The following is a 16,433-nucleotide window of genomic DNA, read 5'->3' as shown; positions in this document are numbered from 1 at the left end:
CTACCAGATTGAGAATGTGCTGTAAACGCAAATAAAAACAAAGCACCAGTAGCAATAATTATTTTACCTAATTTCATAATTAATTGATTTTTTATAATGAGGTATAAAAGTAATAGAAAAATATTGACTATAAAATGGATTTGTATAATTTTGTTCAAATAAATAATCGCCGATTACAATTCCCATAAAACATTGTACCTTTGTTACTTTAAACCTTTGCCTTCACATGCGAATAGATATTATAACCATTTTACCTGATTTATTAAGAAGCCCATTTGAGGCATCAATAATGAAGCGCGCTATAGACAAAGGTCTTGTTGAAGTATACTTTCATAATTTGCGAGATTATACTACCAATAAACAAAAATCTGTTGACGATTATCCATTTGGTGGTGGCGCAGGAATGGTAATGACTGTTCAACCTATCGATGACTGTATTTCTCATTTAAAAAGTCAAAGAAATTATGACGAGATTATATATATGTCACCTGACGGGGAAACTTTGAACCAAAAAATGGCCAATACTATGTCGATGTTTGAAAATATAATTATTCTATGCGGACATTATAAAGGAGTTGACCAGCGAGTTCGTGATCATTTTATTACCAAAGAAATTTCGATTGGAGATTATGTATTGTCAGGTGGTGAATTAGGAGCATTAGTTTTATCAGATGCATTGATTCGACTAATTCCAGGAGTTTTGAGTGATGAAACCTCTGCTTTAACTGATAGTTTTCAAGACGGATTATTATCAGGACCTATATATACCCGCCCTGCCGATTACAAAGGATGGAAAGTTCCTGAAGTTTTAACCAGTGGAAACTTTGCTAAAATTGAGAAATGGCAAGAAGAAAAAGCCTACGAACACACTAAAAACAGAAGACCTGATTTACTTGAAGAAAATAATTTATAATTTATAATTAATAATTAATAATTATTTTTTACTTTTGCACCCACATTTGACCAACCTCTGGCGAAATCCGTGAATGTTGCTCAGATTTAAAACCATAATTAAAATAATTATCATGGCAGATTTATTGAAATTCGTTAAAGACGAATTCGGAACAAAAAAAGAATTCCCTGAATTCGGAGCTGGAGATACAATCACAGTTTACTACGAAATTAAAGAGGGAGAAAAAACAAGAACTCAGTTTTTTAAAGGAGTTGTTATTCAAAGAAGAGGATCAGGAAATACTGAAACTTTTACAATTCGTAAAATGTCAGGTTCTGTAGGTGTAGAACGTATTTTTCCAGTTAACTTACCTGCTTTACAAAAAGTTGAAATTAACAAAAAAGGTTCTGTACGTAGAGCTCGTATCTTTTACTTCAGAGAACTTACTGGTAAAAAAGCAAAAATTAAAGATAAAAGAAGATAATCAATTGTCTTATCATATTAAAACCCGTTTCTATTCGATTCGGGTTTTTTTTTGAATATAATTCAATATATTAACAATTATATATATAGATAACGAAATCGTTTTTATTACATTTGTAATCCAAAAATATTACTAAAACAATTTTTATTATAATGTCAGCAAAATCTAAAATATTTTACACACTTACAGATGAAGCTCCTTTATTAGCTACCTATTCTTTTTTACCGATTGTTCAAGCATTTACTTCTACTTCTAATATTGAAATAGAAACTAGAGACATTTCTCTGGCTGGTAGAATCCTTTCAAACTTCCCAGAATTTTTAAAAGACGATCAAAAAACGGGAGATGCTTTAGGAGAACTTGGAAAATTAGCTACTACACCTGAAGCCAATATTATAAAATTACCAAACGTTTCTGCCTCAGTTCCTCAATTGAAAACTGCTATTGCAGAGTTACAATCTCATGGATATGCACTACCAAATTACCCTGAAGACCCTCAAAATGATGCTGAAAAAGAAATCAAAGCGAAATATTCTAAAGTTTTAGGCTCGGCAGTTAACCCAGTATTACGTGAAGGAAATTCTGACAGAAGAGCTCCGAAATCAGTGAAAAATTATGCTAAAGCAAATCCACATTCTATGGGAGCTTGGTCAGCTGATTCAAAAACTAAAGTAGCCTCAATGGAAAATGGTGATTTTTACGGAAGTGAAAAATCTGTTACCGTTTCTGATGCGACAGATGTGAAAATTGAATTTGTAGATCAAAATGGAAATATTACCGTATTAAAAGCTAGCACTCCCTTAAAAGCGGGAGAAATTATTGATACTTCAGTAATGAACTTAAACGCTCTTAAAGTATTTGTTGCCAAAACTATTCAAGAAGCTAAAGATCAAAACCTGTTACTTTCACTTCACTTGAAAGCGACCATGATGAAAGTATCAGACCCTATCATCTTTGGCGCAGTTGTAGAAGTTTACTTCAAAGATTTATTCGAAAAATACAAAACCCTTTTCACTGAATTAGGTGTTGATACTAGAAATGGATTGGGTGATGTTTACACAAAAATAGCTGGAAATCCATTAGAAAATGAAGTAAAAGCAGCAATTGATCAAGCAATTGAAAATAGTGCCGCTTTAGCAATGGTGAATTCTGAAAAAGGAATTACTAATCTTCAAGTTCCTTCTGATGTAATTGTAGATGCTTCAATGCCAGCTATGATCAGAACTTCTGGTCAAATGTACGATAAAGAAGGAAAACAAAAAGATACTATCGCTTTAATTCCAGATCGTTGTTACGCTGGTTTATATACCGCAACAATTGATTTTTGTAAAAAGAATGGTGCATTTGATCCTACTACAATGGGAAGTGTTCCAAACGTTGGTTTAATGGCACAAAAAGCGGAGGAATATGGTTCGCATGACAAAACATTCCAAATGACTGAAAATGGAATTGTTCGTGTTGTTGACACTAAAGGAACCGTTTTAATGGAACAAAATGTGAATCAAAGTGATATTTTCAGAATGTGTCAAGCGAAAGACGCTCCTATTCAAGACTGGGTAAAATTAGCAGTCAATAGAGCGCGTTTATCTGATACTCCTGCTGTATTTTGGTTGGATGAAAACAGAGCGCACGATCGAGAATTAATCAAAAAAGTTACTACTTATTTGAAAGATTTTGATACAAATGGATTGAATATTCAAATTCTTAATCCAGTCGCAGCAACACATTATACTTTAGACCGATTAAAAAATGGTTTAGATACTATTTCAGTAACAGGGAACGTGTTAAGGGATTATTTAACCGATTTATTCCCAATTTTAGAATTAGGAACATCAGCAAAAATGTTATCTATCGTTCCGTTGATGAATGGCGGTGGATTATTTGAAACTGGCGCCGGTGGTTCAGCTCCAAAACACGTAGAACAATTTGTTGAAGAAGGCTATTTGCGTTGGGATTCTCTTGGTGAATTCTTGGCATTAGGAGCTTCATTAGAACATTTAGGACAAACATTAAACAATTCAAAAGCGATTGTTTTATCTGAAACTTTGGATGTTGCTTGTGATAAATTCTTAAAAAATGACAAATCTCCTGCAAGAAAAGTGGGTCAAATAGACAATAGAGGTTCTCACTTTTATTTAGCTATGTATTGGGCTGAAGCGCTTGCAAATCAATCGAAAGATGCTGAATTGAAAAACAAATTCTCACCTATCGCTGATGAACTTATCGCTAATGAAAGTAAAATTAATTCTGAATTATTAGGCGCTCAAGGTAAAGCTCAAAATATTGGCGGATATTACCAACCAAATCCTATATTAACGAGCCAAGCAATGCGCCCAAGTGCAACATTCAATTCAATATTAGATACCATATAATTATTTAAATTCGATAATATTTATAAGCTGTCAAAATTTGACAGCTTTTTTTTTAAAATAGCCAATTGTAATTTAACTGTAGATTAACAGCGAAGTACTTGGGAATCAATATATTTTTTATCAATTTTGCACCTTTAATTTACACAATGAAGATAAACAAAATAATTTCAGTTCTATTATTGTTATTGACTATAATAACATCCGGTTTTTCTCAAGAAAAAGTAACTTTAAGCGGAACAATTACAGCGTCCAATAGTAATGAAACTGTCATTGGGGCAAATATTGTAATTAAGTCAATTCCAGCTTATACTATAACAAATGAATATGGTTTTTACTCGATTACCATTCCAAAAGGAAATTATAAAATTGAAGTTAGCTCTATTGGTTTTCAAACCAAAGAAATCAATCTAGATTTAAATAAAAACACTAAGCTGAATATTTCTATTTCTGAAAATAGTGAAGAACTACAAGAAGTAATTATTACCGAAAAGAAAACTACCAATACTCAGAAAGCTGAAATGAGTGTAAATAAATTATCAATTGCAACCATAAAAAAAATGCCAGTTGTTTTAGGGGAAGTTGATGTATTAAAATCACTTCTTTTACTTCCAGGTGTAACCAATGCTGGTGAAGGCGCCTCTGGTTTTAATGTTCGTGGCGGTGGAGCTGATCAAAATTTGATACTTTTAGACGAAGCTACGATTTTTAATTCCTCACACGTTTTTGGATTTTTCTCTGTTTTCAATCCGGATGCGATTAAAGATTTAAAATTATACAAAGGTGGAATCCCATCCCGATTTGGAGGAAGAGCAAGTTCAGTTTTAGATGTTTATCAAAAAGATGGGAATTCCAAAAGTTTTCACGGAAATGGGGGAATTGGTTTAATTTCTAGCCGATTGTTACTTGAAGGGCCTATTGTTAAAGACAAAGGTTCTTTTATTATTGCAGGAAGAGGTTCATATGCACACTTGTTTTTGAAACTTGCCAACAATAACAATTCAGCTTATTTCTATGACTTAAACACTAAATTAAATTACAAACTAAATAAAGATAATAGCCTTTATGTTTCAGGTTATTTTGGTCGTGATGTATTTAATTTAGCTGGAAGTTTTACTAATATTTATGGAAATGCTACCTCCAATTTAAGATGGAATCACTTGTTTTCAGATAAATTATTTTCCAATTTATCTTTCATTTATAGCGATTATTATTACGGTTTACAACTTGATTTTGTTGGATTTAAATACGATTCTGGAATTAAGAATTACAATTTGAAATACGATTTCAAGAATTATATTTCTGACAAAGTCAAACTAAATTATGGAGTGAATGCAATTTATTACGATTTCAATCCGGGATTAATATCACCTACAACATTGGAATCAGGAATAAATTACCGTCAATTAGATAAAAAATATGCATTTGAACCAGCAATTTATCTTGAAGCAGAACATAAAATTACCGACAAATTAGAATTGATGTACGGAATTCGATACAGTCAATTTTATAGACTAGGTACTTCAACTGTAAATTTGTATCAAAATAATGAAGCCGTAACTTACAATAATCAGTTGAAAATTTATGAGAAAGGAATTCCTATTGGAACAAAATTTTATGGTAATAATGAAGTGATAGCCACTTTTGATAATTTAGAACCAAGATTTGCTGCTTCTTATTCAATTGATGACAACCAATCGGTAAAAGCGAGTTATAACCGAATGATACAATATTTACAATTGGTTTCAAACACCTCGTCTCCTACTCCATTGGATGTTTGGACACCAAGCGACAATTATATAAAACCACAAATTGCTGATCAAGTAGCCCTTGGATATTTCAAAAATTTCCATGAAGACGCGTATTCACTTGAAGTAGAAACCTTCTACAAAACGGTAAAAAATAGAATTGATTATATTGATGGTGCTAATTTAATTGCAAATGAAGCCCTAGAACAAGTTATATTGAATGGCCAGTTAAGATCTTACGGTCTCGAAATGATGCTTAGAAAAAATACTGGTAAATTAAATGGTTGGATTTCTTATACTTTGTCTCGTTCTGAACAACAAACGCCTGGCAGAACTGCAAATGAAATTGGTATAAATAATGGAAATTGGTACAGTTCGGTTTTCGATAAATTACACAATCTTGCGGTAACAGGGAATTACAATTGGAGTGAAAAATGGTCTTTTGGTGCAAATTTTATTATGCAAACAGGGCAACCTGTTACCTATCCAAATGGCCAATACCAATTCCAGGGAATTACAATTCCTAGTTTTGGTTTACGAAACGGAAATAGATTACCTACATTTCACCACTTAGATATTTCTGCTACTTACATTCCAAAACCACAGAAAAAGAAAAATTGGCAATCGGAATGGGTTTTCAGTATTTACAATTTTTACAATCGCCAAAATGCTGCCTCTGTAAGTTTCAGACAAAACAACGAAACTGGTGCAAATGAAGCGGTGAGGTTTTCAATTTTTGGAGTGGTTCCAGCGGTGAGTTATAACTTTAAATTTTAAAGCAATGAAAAATATAAAAATAATAATAGTATTTATTGGATTAATCCTTATTTCTGGGTGTGAAAAAGTAGTCGATATTGATTTGAATACAATGGAACCAAAATTGGTGATTGATGCCACAATAAAATGGCAAAAAGGAACTGTAGGAAATATTCAAACCATTAAATTGTCAAAGACAAATTCTTATTATGATCCACAAATTCCAACAGTTTCTGGGGCAACTATTTTCATTACAGATGCTTCAAATAATGTGTTTAATTTTGTTGAATCAAATGTAGCTGGAAATTATGTTTGTTCAAATTTTACTCCAGTATTGAACAGAAATTATACACTTACAGTAAATGTTAATGGATCAACTTATACTGCAACAGAAACTTTAAAACCAGTACCTCAAATTGATCGAATTGAACAAATTAATAATGTTGGTTTTACAGGAGAATCTACTGAAATAAAAACCTATTATACCGATAATGGCACAACTCAGGATTACTACCTATTCAAATTTAAACCAAGTTTTACTGTTATTCCAATTTATTTTGCTCAAGAAGATATCAGTTTTCAAGGGAATCAAATATTTGGATTATTCAGAAGTGAAAAATTAAAACAAGGGCAAAATTTTGAAGTTACCTTATCAGGAATTTCTAGACAATACTACAACTACATGAGAATATTAATTTCAATTTCAGGAAATAATAGCGGTGGAAGCCCGTTCCAATCGCCTTCCGCAACGGTAAGAGGAAATATAATTAATACAACTAATGAAGCAAATTATCCTTTGGGGTATTTCAGTTTGTCAGAACAAGACTCTAGAAATTACATTGTGAATTAATTAGTTTAAATTTAATTTTTACATATCAAATAAATAAATGTCCTCACACCACGTTGTTCGCGACGACCAAGAACCAGCATTAATTATTGCAAATGGTGCAGCATGTAGTAGTGAGTTATTAGGTCAAATACTAGAATGGTCTCCACTTGTGATTGTTTTAGATTCGGCGATGGAACGCGTCGTAGAACTAGGAATAAAAGTGGATGTGTTATTAGGGGATTTTGATAGAGGTTTTGATGCGAATTATTATAAAGAAACCCACTATCCAATTGATATTATTCCTACTCCCAATCAAGATAAAACCGATTTAGAAAAAGCATTTGATTATTTGCATGCAAGAAATATTCCTGCTGTAAATGTTGTTTGGGCTACCGGAAAACGTGCCGATCATACCATTAACAATCTTACGAATATTGCAAATTATCGTGACAAACTTAAAATTGTAATTATAGACGATCATTCAAAAGTGTTTTTATTACCAAGAAAATATGAAAAATGGTACACTGAAAAAACTACAATTTCTTTAATACCCATTGGAGAAGTAACAGGTATTCATTCCACCAATTTGCATTACCCATTAAATGACGATACTTTGAAAATGGGATACAGAACTGGAAGTAGCAATTTTGTTAAAGAAGATGGAATAGTAACCATTGTTCACGAAACTGGTGATTTACTTTTAATGGAATGCTTCGATTGATTGTAAATCCTTTGTATATTTGTAAACCTACCCTACAAACAATGAAATTCAAAGTTGTATCTGATTATCAACCCAAAGGCGACCAACCTCAAGCAATTGAAAAATTGGCTCGTGGGATTGCTGATGGAGAAAAATTTCAAACTTTATTGGGAGTTACAGGATCCGGAAAGACTTTTACAGTGGCAAATGTTATCGAAGAAATTCAAAGGCCAACATTAATTTTAGCTCACAATAAAACGCTTGCCGCCCAATTGTATTCAGAATTCAAACAGTTTTTTCCAAATAATGCGGTAGAATATTTTGTATCCTACTATGATTATTACCAGCCAGAAGCCTTTATGCCTGTCACAGGAGTTTTCATTGAAAAGGATTTGTCTATCAATGAGGAGTTGGAGAAAATGCGTTTAAGCACGACCGCTTCCCTCCTTTCTGGTCGAAGAGATATTTTGGTTGTAGCGTCGGTATCTTGTTTATATGGAATTGGAAATCCAGTAGAATTTCAGAAAAATGTAATTGCAATTGAGCAAAATCAAGTGATTTCTAGAACAAAATTCCTACATTCTTTAGTTCAAAGTTTGTATTCTAGAACCGAAACAGAATTCACCCCAGGGAATTTCAGAATTAAAGGCGATACCGTAGAAGTTTATCCTAGTTATGCTGATGATGCGTATAGAATTCACTTCTTTGGTGATGAAATAGAAGAAATAGAAAGTTTCGATATTAAAACGTCTCAGGTAATTGAAAAGTTTGAAAAACTCACGATTTATCCTGCTAATATGTTTGTGACTTCACCAGATGTATTACAAAATGCCATTTGGGAAATCCAACAAGATTTGGTAAAACAAGTTGATTATTTTAAAGAAATCGGCAAACATCTCGAAGCAAAACGCCTTGAAGAACGAACCAATTTTGACTTAGAGATGATTCGCGAACTTGGATATTGCTCAGGAATTGAGAATTATTCACGTTACCTTGATGGTCGCCAACCAGGGACAAGACCCTTTTGTTTGATTGATTATTTCCCTAAAGATTTCTTGATGGTAGTGGATGAAAGTCACGTTACTATATCGCAAGTTCATGCAATGTATGGTGGAGATAGAAGCCGAAAAGAGAATTTAGTAGAATATGGTTTCCGATTACCGGCCGCTATGGACAACCGTCCGCTGAAATTTGAGGAATTTGAAGCAATGCAAAACCAAGTTGTTTATGTCTCAGCAACTCCTGCCGATTATGAATTACAAAAGTGTGATGGCGTTTATGTAGAGCAAATCATTCGCCCTACCGGTTTACTCGATCCTGTGATAGAAGTGCGCCCTAGTTTGAATCAGATAGACGATTTAATCGAAGAAATTCAGTTGCGTTGTGAATTGGATGAACGAGTACTGGTTACGACATTAACCAAAAGAATGGCGGAAGAATTGGCGAAATATTTAACGAAAGTGAGTATTCGTTGCCGCTACATACATTCGGATGTAGATACGTTGGAGCGTATAGAAATTATGCAAGATTTACGAAAAGGGCTTTTTGATGTTCTTATAGGTGTGAATTTACTTCGTGAAGGATTGGATTTGCCTGAGGTTTCTTTAGTAGCTATTTTGGATGCCGATAAAGAGGGTTTCCTAAGGAGTCATAGATCGCTTACGCAAACTATTGGTCGTGCAGCAAGAAATTTGAATGGAAAAGCAATTATGTATGCTGATAAAATTACGGCAAGCATGCAGAAAACGATAGACGAAACCAATTATCGCCGTACAAAGCAACTAAATTACAATACGGATAACAACCAAGTTCCAATGGCATTGAACAAGAAAATTGAAAGTGCCTTTACGAAAAATCCTTTGGTGGATTACGAATTGGGATTGGAAGTGGCTGCCGCTGCAGAGCCAGAAACAGAATATTTACCGAAAGCGGAAATTGAAAAACGCATTCGAGAAAACCGCAAAGCGATGGAGAAAGCGGCTAAAGACTTGGATTTTATGCAAGCTGCAAAATTAAGGGATGTTATAAAGAAATTGCAGGAGCAGTTGAGTTAATGTTAATATATAATTTATGACTCGTAATTCAATTTTTCTTTTTATTCTATTATTCTCCCTGAACAACTTGTTTTCGCAAGAAAGTACGGCTTCAAAAAATGTAACTTCATTTACTATTGATGCACCGCAACTAAATTGTGCCAAGAAAATTTGGTTGTATTTACCTAATGGATATGCTACTTCAAAAAAGAAATATCCTGTAATTTACATGCACGACGGTCAGAATTTATTTGATTCGAAAACATCGTATGTTGGGGAATGGAATATTGATGAAAAATTGGATAGTTTGAACGCCCAAGTGATTGTGGTTGGAATTGAACACGGAAATGAAAAGAGAATTGAAGAATTAACACCCTATAAAAACGAAAAATATGGTGGAGGAATGGGTGCTAATTATCTTGAGTTTATTGTAAAAACACTAAAACCTGAAATAGATTCCAATTATAGAACGAAATCCAATACAGTGAATACCGTAATTATGGGAAGTTCTTTAGGAGGTTTAATTTCCTATTATGCGTTATTAAAATATCCAGAAATATTTGGTAAAGCTGGCGTTTTTTCACCTGCATTTTGGATCAATCCCGAAGTATTTGAATTGACAAAAAGCACCAAAACCTTAAACTCAAAAATGTACTTTTTGTGCGGTGATAAAGAAAGTACCGACATGGTCCCTGACGTAAACAAAATGGAAATCCTAGTTTCTGATATACGTTGCAGCTGCAGGCATTTAACTCGTAAAAAAATAGTTAAAGGTGGACAGCATAATGAAAAATTATGGCGCGATAACTTTGTAACCGTGTTTAAATGGTTGAATATTTAGAGCGTTTTAAGAAACGAATCAAAATAGGAAACTGGCTTTAAATCCAATAAATCTTCACGATGTTTTGCAAGGAAATCATAATCTAAAGTTTCAATTGAATGGATAGAATTGAAAATTTCCGGCAATTTCCCTTGTGGTTTTTTGTAAACAAATCCCAAACCATGGTCAGTGTTTAAAACAAATGCCGAGAGTTCTGGGTGGTTTTTTCTGATGTAAACGATTGTTTTCCAAACATCACCATTCCAAATGTTTTTCCAATCTTTATGATTTTCCAACTCTTTTCGAGCGTGATCGATAGAAATTGCAGGATGCGCCGCTAATGCATCTAATGGATTACAATCGTGTAAAACGATAATACCATTATCATCAATGTATTTAAGAGTATTTATTGTATCTAAAAGTGATTGCTCGAAGGTATGAAGACCATCAATAAATGCTAAATCAAGAATATTGGCTTCTAAAAGTGCTTTGTTTTCAGCAAAAAAGGCATCACTTGTCACTTCAAAATAATCATTTTTGAGCGTGTGAGGATTTAATATACAAGCTCTAACTTTTTTCCACAAACTAAAATTAAAAAAGGGATCAACACCAAAACGTTTTTTTGTTCCTACAATATTAAAGAGACATTTCCCTCGGTTCACCCCTATTTCAAGGTAATTTTGTACATTTTTCTTTTTTATGATTGCGTTTAAAACTTGAATTCTAGTCATCTTTAATTTTAATTTAATAGCATTATTTTATTGAAGTGCTAATTTAGGATAAATTGTTGACATCAAAATAATGAAATTGATTATTTAGTTTATTAATTACTATTAGAGCCGCATTATAATTATATTTGCAAAAAATAGAAACAATGAAAATGACAAATAACGATATCCTGAAAAAACTTCGTGTGGCATTAATGCTTCGGGATGATCAAATAGTAGAAATCTTAGAATTAGTAGATTTTAGAATTTCAAAATCAGAGTTAGGTGCTTTTTTCCGTGCTGAAGATCATGAAAATTATATGGAGTGTGGCGACCAAGTATTAAGAAATTTCTTAAATGCTTTGGTAATTCATTTAAGAGGGACAAAGGAAAATCCTAAAAACCCTTCTGATGTATTGAACAAAAATAAAAAAGAAATAAAAACAGGAGCACAAGATTTTGATAAATCTCGAGGTGATCAAAGACCAGCAAAAAGTCCAGCAGCAAAAAAGCCCTTTAAAAAACAAACTCCAAATAAGTCAACTCCGAAAGTTCAAGTAGTTGAAAAAGTATATTTCAAAAATGGTAAAAACAAAAAATCCTAATCTTACGATTAGGATTTTTTTTATAATTTGAACATTATATAATTAAGAAAGTGCCGCTTTTACTTGGTCAGCTGCTTCTTGGAATTCTACAGCTGATAAAATTGGCATTCCTGAATTGTCAATTAATTCTTTAGCAATTTCTGCGTTGGTACCTTGTAAACGAACAATAATAGGCACTTTAATTGCATCACCCATGTTTTTGTAGGCATCAACAACTCCTTGAGCAACTCTATCGCAACGAACAATTCCACCAAAAATATTGATTAAAATTGCTTTTACGTTAGGATCTTTCAAGATAATTCTGAAAGCCAATTCCACACGTTTTGCATCAGCAGTTCCACCAACGTCTAAGAAATTTGCTGGTTCAAAACCTGCATATTTAATTAAGTCCATTGTAGCCATTGCCAATCCTGCACCATTCACCATACAACCTACAGTTCCATCTAAATCAACATAATTTAAACCTGCGGCTTTGGCTTCAACTTCAATTTGATTTTCTTCACGAACATCACGGAATTGAGCATAAATTGGTTGACGATATAACGCATTGTCATCTAAATTTACTTTAGCATCAACAGCGATAATTTTGTTATCCGAGGTTTTTAATACCGGGTTGATTTCAAACATTGAAGCGTCACAACCGATATAAGCGTTATAAAGAGACGCAACAAATTGAGTCATTTCTTTAAATGCATTTCCAGAAAGACCTAAGTTAAAGGCAATTCTTCTAGCTTGAAAAGCTTGAAGGCCAACCGTAGGATCGATTTCTTCTGTGAAAATTAAATGTGGTGTGTGTTCCGCAACTTCTTCAATATCCATTCCACCTTCAGTAGAATACATAATCATATTACGACCATTACCTCTATTTAATAAAACCGACATATAGAACTCCGAAGTTTCAGATTCACCTGGGTAATAAACATCTTCAGCAATTAAAACTTGATGTACCTTTTTTCCTTCAGCAGAAGTTTGAGGGGTGATTAATTGCATTCCAATAATTTGACCAGCAATTTCTTCTACTTGCTCTAAATTCTTAGCTAGTTTTACTCCACCACCTTTTCCACGTCCACCAGCATGAACTTGCGCTTTGATTACATGCCATCCTGTTCCGGTATCAGCAGTTAATTGTTTTGCTGCTGCAACCGCTTCTTGAGGGTTACTTGCAACATATCCACGTTGAATTTTTACACCATAGCTGGCTAATATTTCTTTCCCTTGGTATTCGTGTATGTCCATAATTTATTTTATTACTTTTTTAAAGTGGCACAAAAATAAAACAATTCAAGTTAAAAGCGAAATGTTTTTTCTTAATAATTCAATTAGAAATTAATTAGAAATAAAAATAAAATTTAGATTCTAAAATCTTTGTTGGTTTATAAAAATGATGATATAACGTGTTAGAGTTTTAGAACTAATAATTGTCTTTTATAGTATTTTGTTATAAATATAACAATTTGTTATTTTTTGTTAATAATCTATATTTCCTTTGATTGTAAGGATGTGAGCAATAAATTTGTCAAAAAAAAAGAAATGCAATCACAAGATTTAGTAAAATTAGCAGAAGAATTCGGAAGTCCATTATATGTTTATGATGCCGAAAAAATAAAATCTCAATACAACCGTTTAAGCAACGCGTTTTCAAAAGTACCAAGATTGAGAATCAACTATGCAGTAAAGGCATTGTCAAATATTGCTATTCTTCAATTACTAAAATCAATTGGATCAAATTTAGACACTGTTTCAATTCAAGAAGTCAAATTGGGATTGTATGCCGGATTTAAACCGCAGCAAATAATTTATACCCCAAACGGAGTTTCATTTGAGGAAATCGAAGAAGCAGCAGGTTTGGGTGTTCAAATCAACATCGATAATCTATCTGTTTTAGAACATTTTGGAACAAAACACCCTACAGTTCCAGTTTGTATTCGTATTAATCCTCACGTAATGGCTGGTGGAAATTCAAATATTTCTGTTGGACACATTGATAGTAAATTTGGTATTTCAATACATCAAATGCCACATATACTTAGAATTGTAGAAAATACCAAAATGCATATCAACGGAATTCATATGCACACGGGATCTGATATTTTAGACATTGAAGTTTTTCTCTATGCTGCCGAAATTTTATTTGAAGCAGCTAATAATTTCAAAGAATTGGATTTTCTAGATTTTGGGAGTGGATTCAAAGTGCCCTATAATAAAGGTGATATTGAAACAAATATTGAAGAATTAGGAAAAAAACTTACTAAAAGATTCCTAGCGTTTGAAGCTTCATATGGTCGAGAGTTGACATTAGCATTTGAACCAGGTAAATTTTTGGTTAGTGAAGCTGGTTATTTTATAGCAAAAGTAAATGTTGTAAAGCAAACTACTTCAACAGTTTTTGCCGGAATTGACAGTGGGTTTAATCATTTAATCCGTCCTATGTTGTATGGTTCACAGCATTATATTGAAAATATTTCAAACCCAAAAGGAAAAGAACGTTTTTACACCGTTGTAGGTTACATTTGCGAAACAGATACCTTCGCGAATAACCGTCGAATTGCTGAAATTAAAGAAGGAGACTTACTTTGTTTTAGAAATGCTGGAGCCTATTGTTTCTCTATGTCATCCAATTATAATTCAAGATACAAGCCTGCTGAAGCATTATGGAAAGACGGAAAAGGCATCTTAATTAGAGCCCGAGAAACTTTTGAAGATTTACTTAAAAATCAAATCGTTTTATAAAATTATTTAAATAATTCTGGCAAAACATTTGCTTCAGTACCATTAGGAAATGGAATTTTTATCATTTGAGCAATGGTAGGAATTATTTGAGTAATTACTTTTCTATCATGACTTTCTCCGTGTTTAACATGCCAACCATAAAAAAGTGCTGGCACATGAGTGTCATAGGAATAAGGAGTTCCGTGAGATGTTCCAATACCTTTATATTCTATGTATCCTGGCTTTTCAAGAATTACCATATCCCCATTTGAATTTGGATCGAAACCTTTAAAGATATAATTTAAATAAAAATCATTTCCGGAGGAAGCCAATATTTCTTCTTCGGTGTATACTCTTTTTACTTGAATTTGTTTCATCAAATAGTCTTTAAAAGATTGTTTGACTTTTGATAAATCCAATCCTTTATTTTTTATAATCTCTTTATTCAGGTACAAATTAAAATTAGAATAATTTAAAACTAAATTATCTCCAAAAGTATCCTGAGAAAATTTCGACAAGCCTTTTACAAATTCCTTGGTATCAATGCTATTTACTTCGTATTTATTATCCTTTAGATAATTCACATTTTCAGCACCTGCATGATCGGCTGTTAAAAAAATTAAATAGTTGTCTTTTCCAACTGTTTTATCAAGATAAGTTAAAAAATCAGCTATAGTTTTGTCCAATCTAAGATAAGTGTCTTGGGTTTCAACCGATCTAGTTCCAGTTAAATGGCCTATATAATCAGTTGAGGAGAAACAAACCGTTAAAAAATCAGTGATGTTATCTTTTCCTAATTCTTCACTGTTGATAGCTTGCATTGCGATTTCGGCCAACAAGTCATTTCCAAAAGGAGTGGATCTTATTATTCCAGCATCGTTTTTTTCATACATTGCTTTTAAATTGTAAGGAAAAACGGGTGCTGAACTTTTATATAATTTTCCTTCATATGGATTGTTATCGGGTAAACTTTCATTATAAGTCGACATTGGTTTAAATAAATCCCAACCTTTATTGATGTAGGGCATATAATGCTTTTCATTGTTAAATTTTGTAACCCAATCAGGAAGTTTGTCTCCATAAAAAGAGCTTGAAATAAATGATCCAGAATTACTGTACCAAAAAGCCCAATTGGCAAAATGACCAGCTGGTAAAATTGCACCACGATCTTTCAAGCTAAAACCAATAACCTTACCTTTAAAATTAGTATGTAAACGAAGTTCGTCAGTAATAGTAGTCGATTGAAGATTTTTTGGTGACATTTCCCCTTCTTCAGGTTTACCCTCACCCAGAATATGTACTGAAGCATCATCGGTACAATATACTTCTTTCCCTGTAGAACGATTGAACCAATCGTTTCCAACTATACCATGAATTGAAGGTGTGGTACCTGTATAAATGGAAGTATGTCCAGGTCCAGTGTAAGTTGGCATATAATTGAAATGCATGTTATGGAAAGTGTACCCGTTATTCATTAATCTCTTGAAACCATCAGAGGACAAATCATCTGAATAACGATATAAATATTCCATTTTCATCTGATCAACAACAATTCCTACAACCAACTTGGGGCGTTCTTGAGCAGTAAGAAAAACACTTATTAACACTACAGATAGGTAAATTACTTTTTTCATGTTTGGGATATTTAAAGTAGCGAAATTACATATAAGAAACTTAATAACAATATAATATCTTAGGAAGAATTAAAAAATAATACATTAATAACACCTATATAGATTTAAAAAAAGAGATAGAAAACAATAATTTAACTTTTGAATATT

Annotated in this window: 13 protein-coding genes; 10 read left to right on the top strand and 3 right to left on the bottom strand. The window is 32.7% G+C overall.

The genetic code is table 11. The features are described from left to right. The first annotated feature begins 226 nt into the window (after nucleotides 1-226). The 8 genes from trmD (at nucleotide 227) to AC9UFV_RS02925 (ending at nucleotide 10,652) form a co-directional block, all read left to right on the top strand. Entirely contained in the window at nucleotides 227-913 is a 687-nt protein-coding gene (gene trmD, locus AC9UFV_RS02960) for a tRNA (guanosine(37)-N1)-methyltransferase TrmD (protein ID WP_509572607.1), read from the top strand. Between the two features lie 112 nt (nucleotides 914-1,025). After that, entirely contained in the window at nucleotides 1,026-1,376 is a 351-nt protein-coding gene (rplS, locus tag AC9UFV_RS02955; protein ID WP_509572605.1) for a 50S ribosomal protein L19, read from the top strand. Between the two features lie 152 nt (nucleotides 1,377-1,528). Further along, nucleotides 1,529-3,748 (top strand): NADP-dependent isocitrate dehydrogenase, encoded by a 2,220-nt coding sequence (locus AC9UFV_RS02950; protein WP_509572603.1) that lies wholly within the window; start codon nucleotides 1,529-1,531, stop codon nucleotides 3,746-3,748. 146 nt (nucleotides 3,749-3,894) lie between these two features. After that, entirely contained in the window at nucleotides 3,895-6,270 is a 2,376-nt protein-coding gene (locus tag AC9UFV_RS02945) for a TonB-dependent receptor (RefSeq protein WP_509572601.1), read from the top strand. Nucleotides 6,271-6,274: 4 nt separating this feature from the next. Then, on the top strand, nucleotides 6,275-7,099 hold the full coding sequence (locus AC9UFV_RS02940) for a DUF4249 domain-containing protein (protein ID WP_509572599.1): 825 nt from the start codon (nucleotides 6,275-6,277) through the stop codon (nucleotides 7,097-7,099). A gap of 37 nt (nucleotides 7,100-7,136) precedes the next feature. Continuing rightward, nucleotides 7,137-7,799, top strand: coding sequence for a thiamine diphosphokinase (locus AC9UFV_RS02935; protein ID WP_509572597.1), 663 nt, complete (start codon nucleotides 7,137-7,139; stop codon nucleotides 7,797-7,799). 41 nt (nucleotides 7,800-7,840) lie between these two features. Then, a complete protein-coding gene (gene uvrB / locus AC9UFV_RS02930) occupies nucleotides 7,841-9,832 on the top strand; it encodes an excinuclease ABC subunit UvrB (RefSeq protein ID WP_509572595.1) in 1,992 nt (663 codons plus the stop codon). A gap of 16 nt (nucleotides 9,833-9,848) precedes the next feature. Continuing rightward, a complete protein-coding gene (locus AC9UFV_RS02925; RefSeq protein WP_509572593.1) occupies nucleotides 9,849-10,652 on the top strand; it encodes an alpha/beta hydrolase in 804 nt (267 codons plus the stop codon). Here AC9UFV_RS02925 and AC9UFV_RS02920 read toward each other — a convergent pair. After that, a complete protein-coding gene (locus tag AC9UFV_RS02920; RefSeq protein ID WP_509572591.1) occupies nucleotides 10,649-11,362 on the bottom strand; it encodes a class I SAM-dependent methyltransferase in 714 nt (237 codons plus the stop codon). The two genes, AC9UFV_RS02925 and AC9UFV_RS02920, sit on opposite strands and share 4 nt — an antisense overlap. Before the next feature lie 149 nt (nucleotides 11,363-11,511). Between AC9UFV_RS02920 and AC9UFV_RS02915 the strand changes: the two genes are divergently transcribed. Beyond that, on the top strand, nucleotides 11,512-11,943 hold the full coding sequence (locus AC9UFV_RS02915; RefSeq protein WP_509572657.1) for a DUF1456 family protein: 432 nt from the start codon (nucleotides 11,512-11,514) through the stop codon (nucleotides 11,941-11,943). Nucleotides 11,944-11,985: 42 nt separating this feature from the next. Here AC9UFV_RS02915 and sucC read toward each other — a convergent pair whose 3' ends face one another. Next, nucleotides 11,986-13,179, bottom strand: a complete 1,194-nt coding sequence (sucC, locus tag AC9UFV_RS02910) for an ADP-forming succinate--CoA ligase subunit beta (protein ID WP_509572589.1) — start codon at nucleotides 13,177-13,179, stop codon at nucleotides 11,986-11,988. A 294-nt stretch (nucleotides 13,180-13,473) separates the two neighbouring features. Between sucC and lysA the strand changes: the two genes are divergently transcribed. Beyond that, the gene (gene lysA, locus AC9UFV_RS02905) at nucleotides 13,474-14,673 is read left to right on the top strand and encodes a diaminopimelate decarboxylase (RefSeq protein WP_509572587.1); all 1,200 of its coding nucleotides are present in this window, start codon (nucleotides 13,474-13,476) and stop codon (nucleotides 14,671-14,673) included. Between the two features lie 2 nt (nucleotides 14,674-14,675). On the opposite strand, the gene pafA is transcribed toward lysA, so the two are convergent. Then, nucleotides 14,676-16,286, bottom strand: coding sequence for an alkaline phosphatase PafA (gene pafA / locus AC9UFV_RS02900; RefSeq protein ID WP_509572585.1), 1,611 nt, complete (start codon nucleotides 16,284-16,286; stop codon nucleotides 14,676-14,678). Nucleotides 16,287-16,433: the final 147 nt, after the last annotated feature.

This window comes from Flavobacterium sp. (assembly GCF_044349645.1).
GTDB lineage: Bacteria > Bacteroidota > Bacteroidia > Flavobacteriales > Flavobacteriaceae > Flavobacterium.
This window is presented reverse-complemented; position numbering and strand designations above follow the sequence as displayed.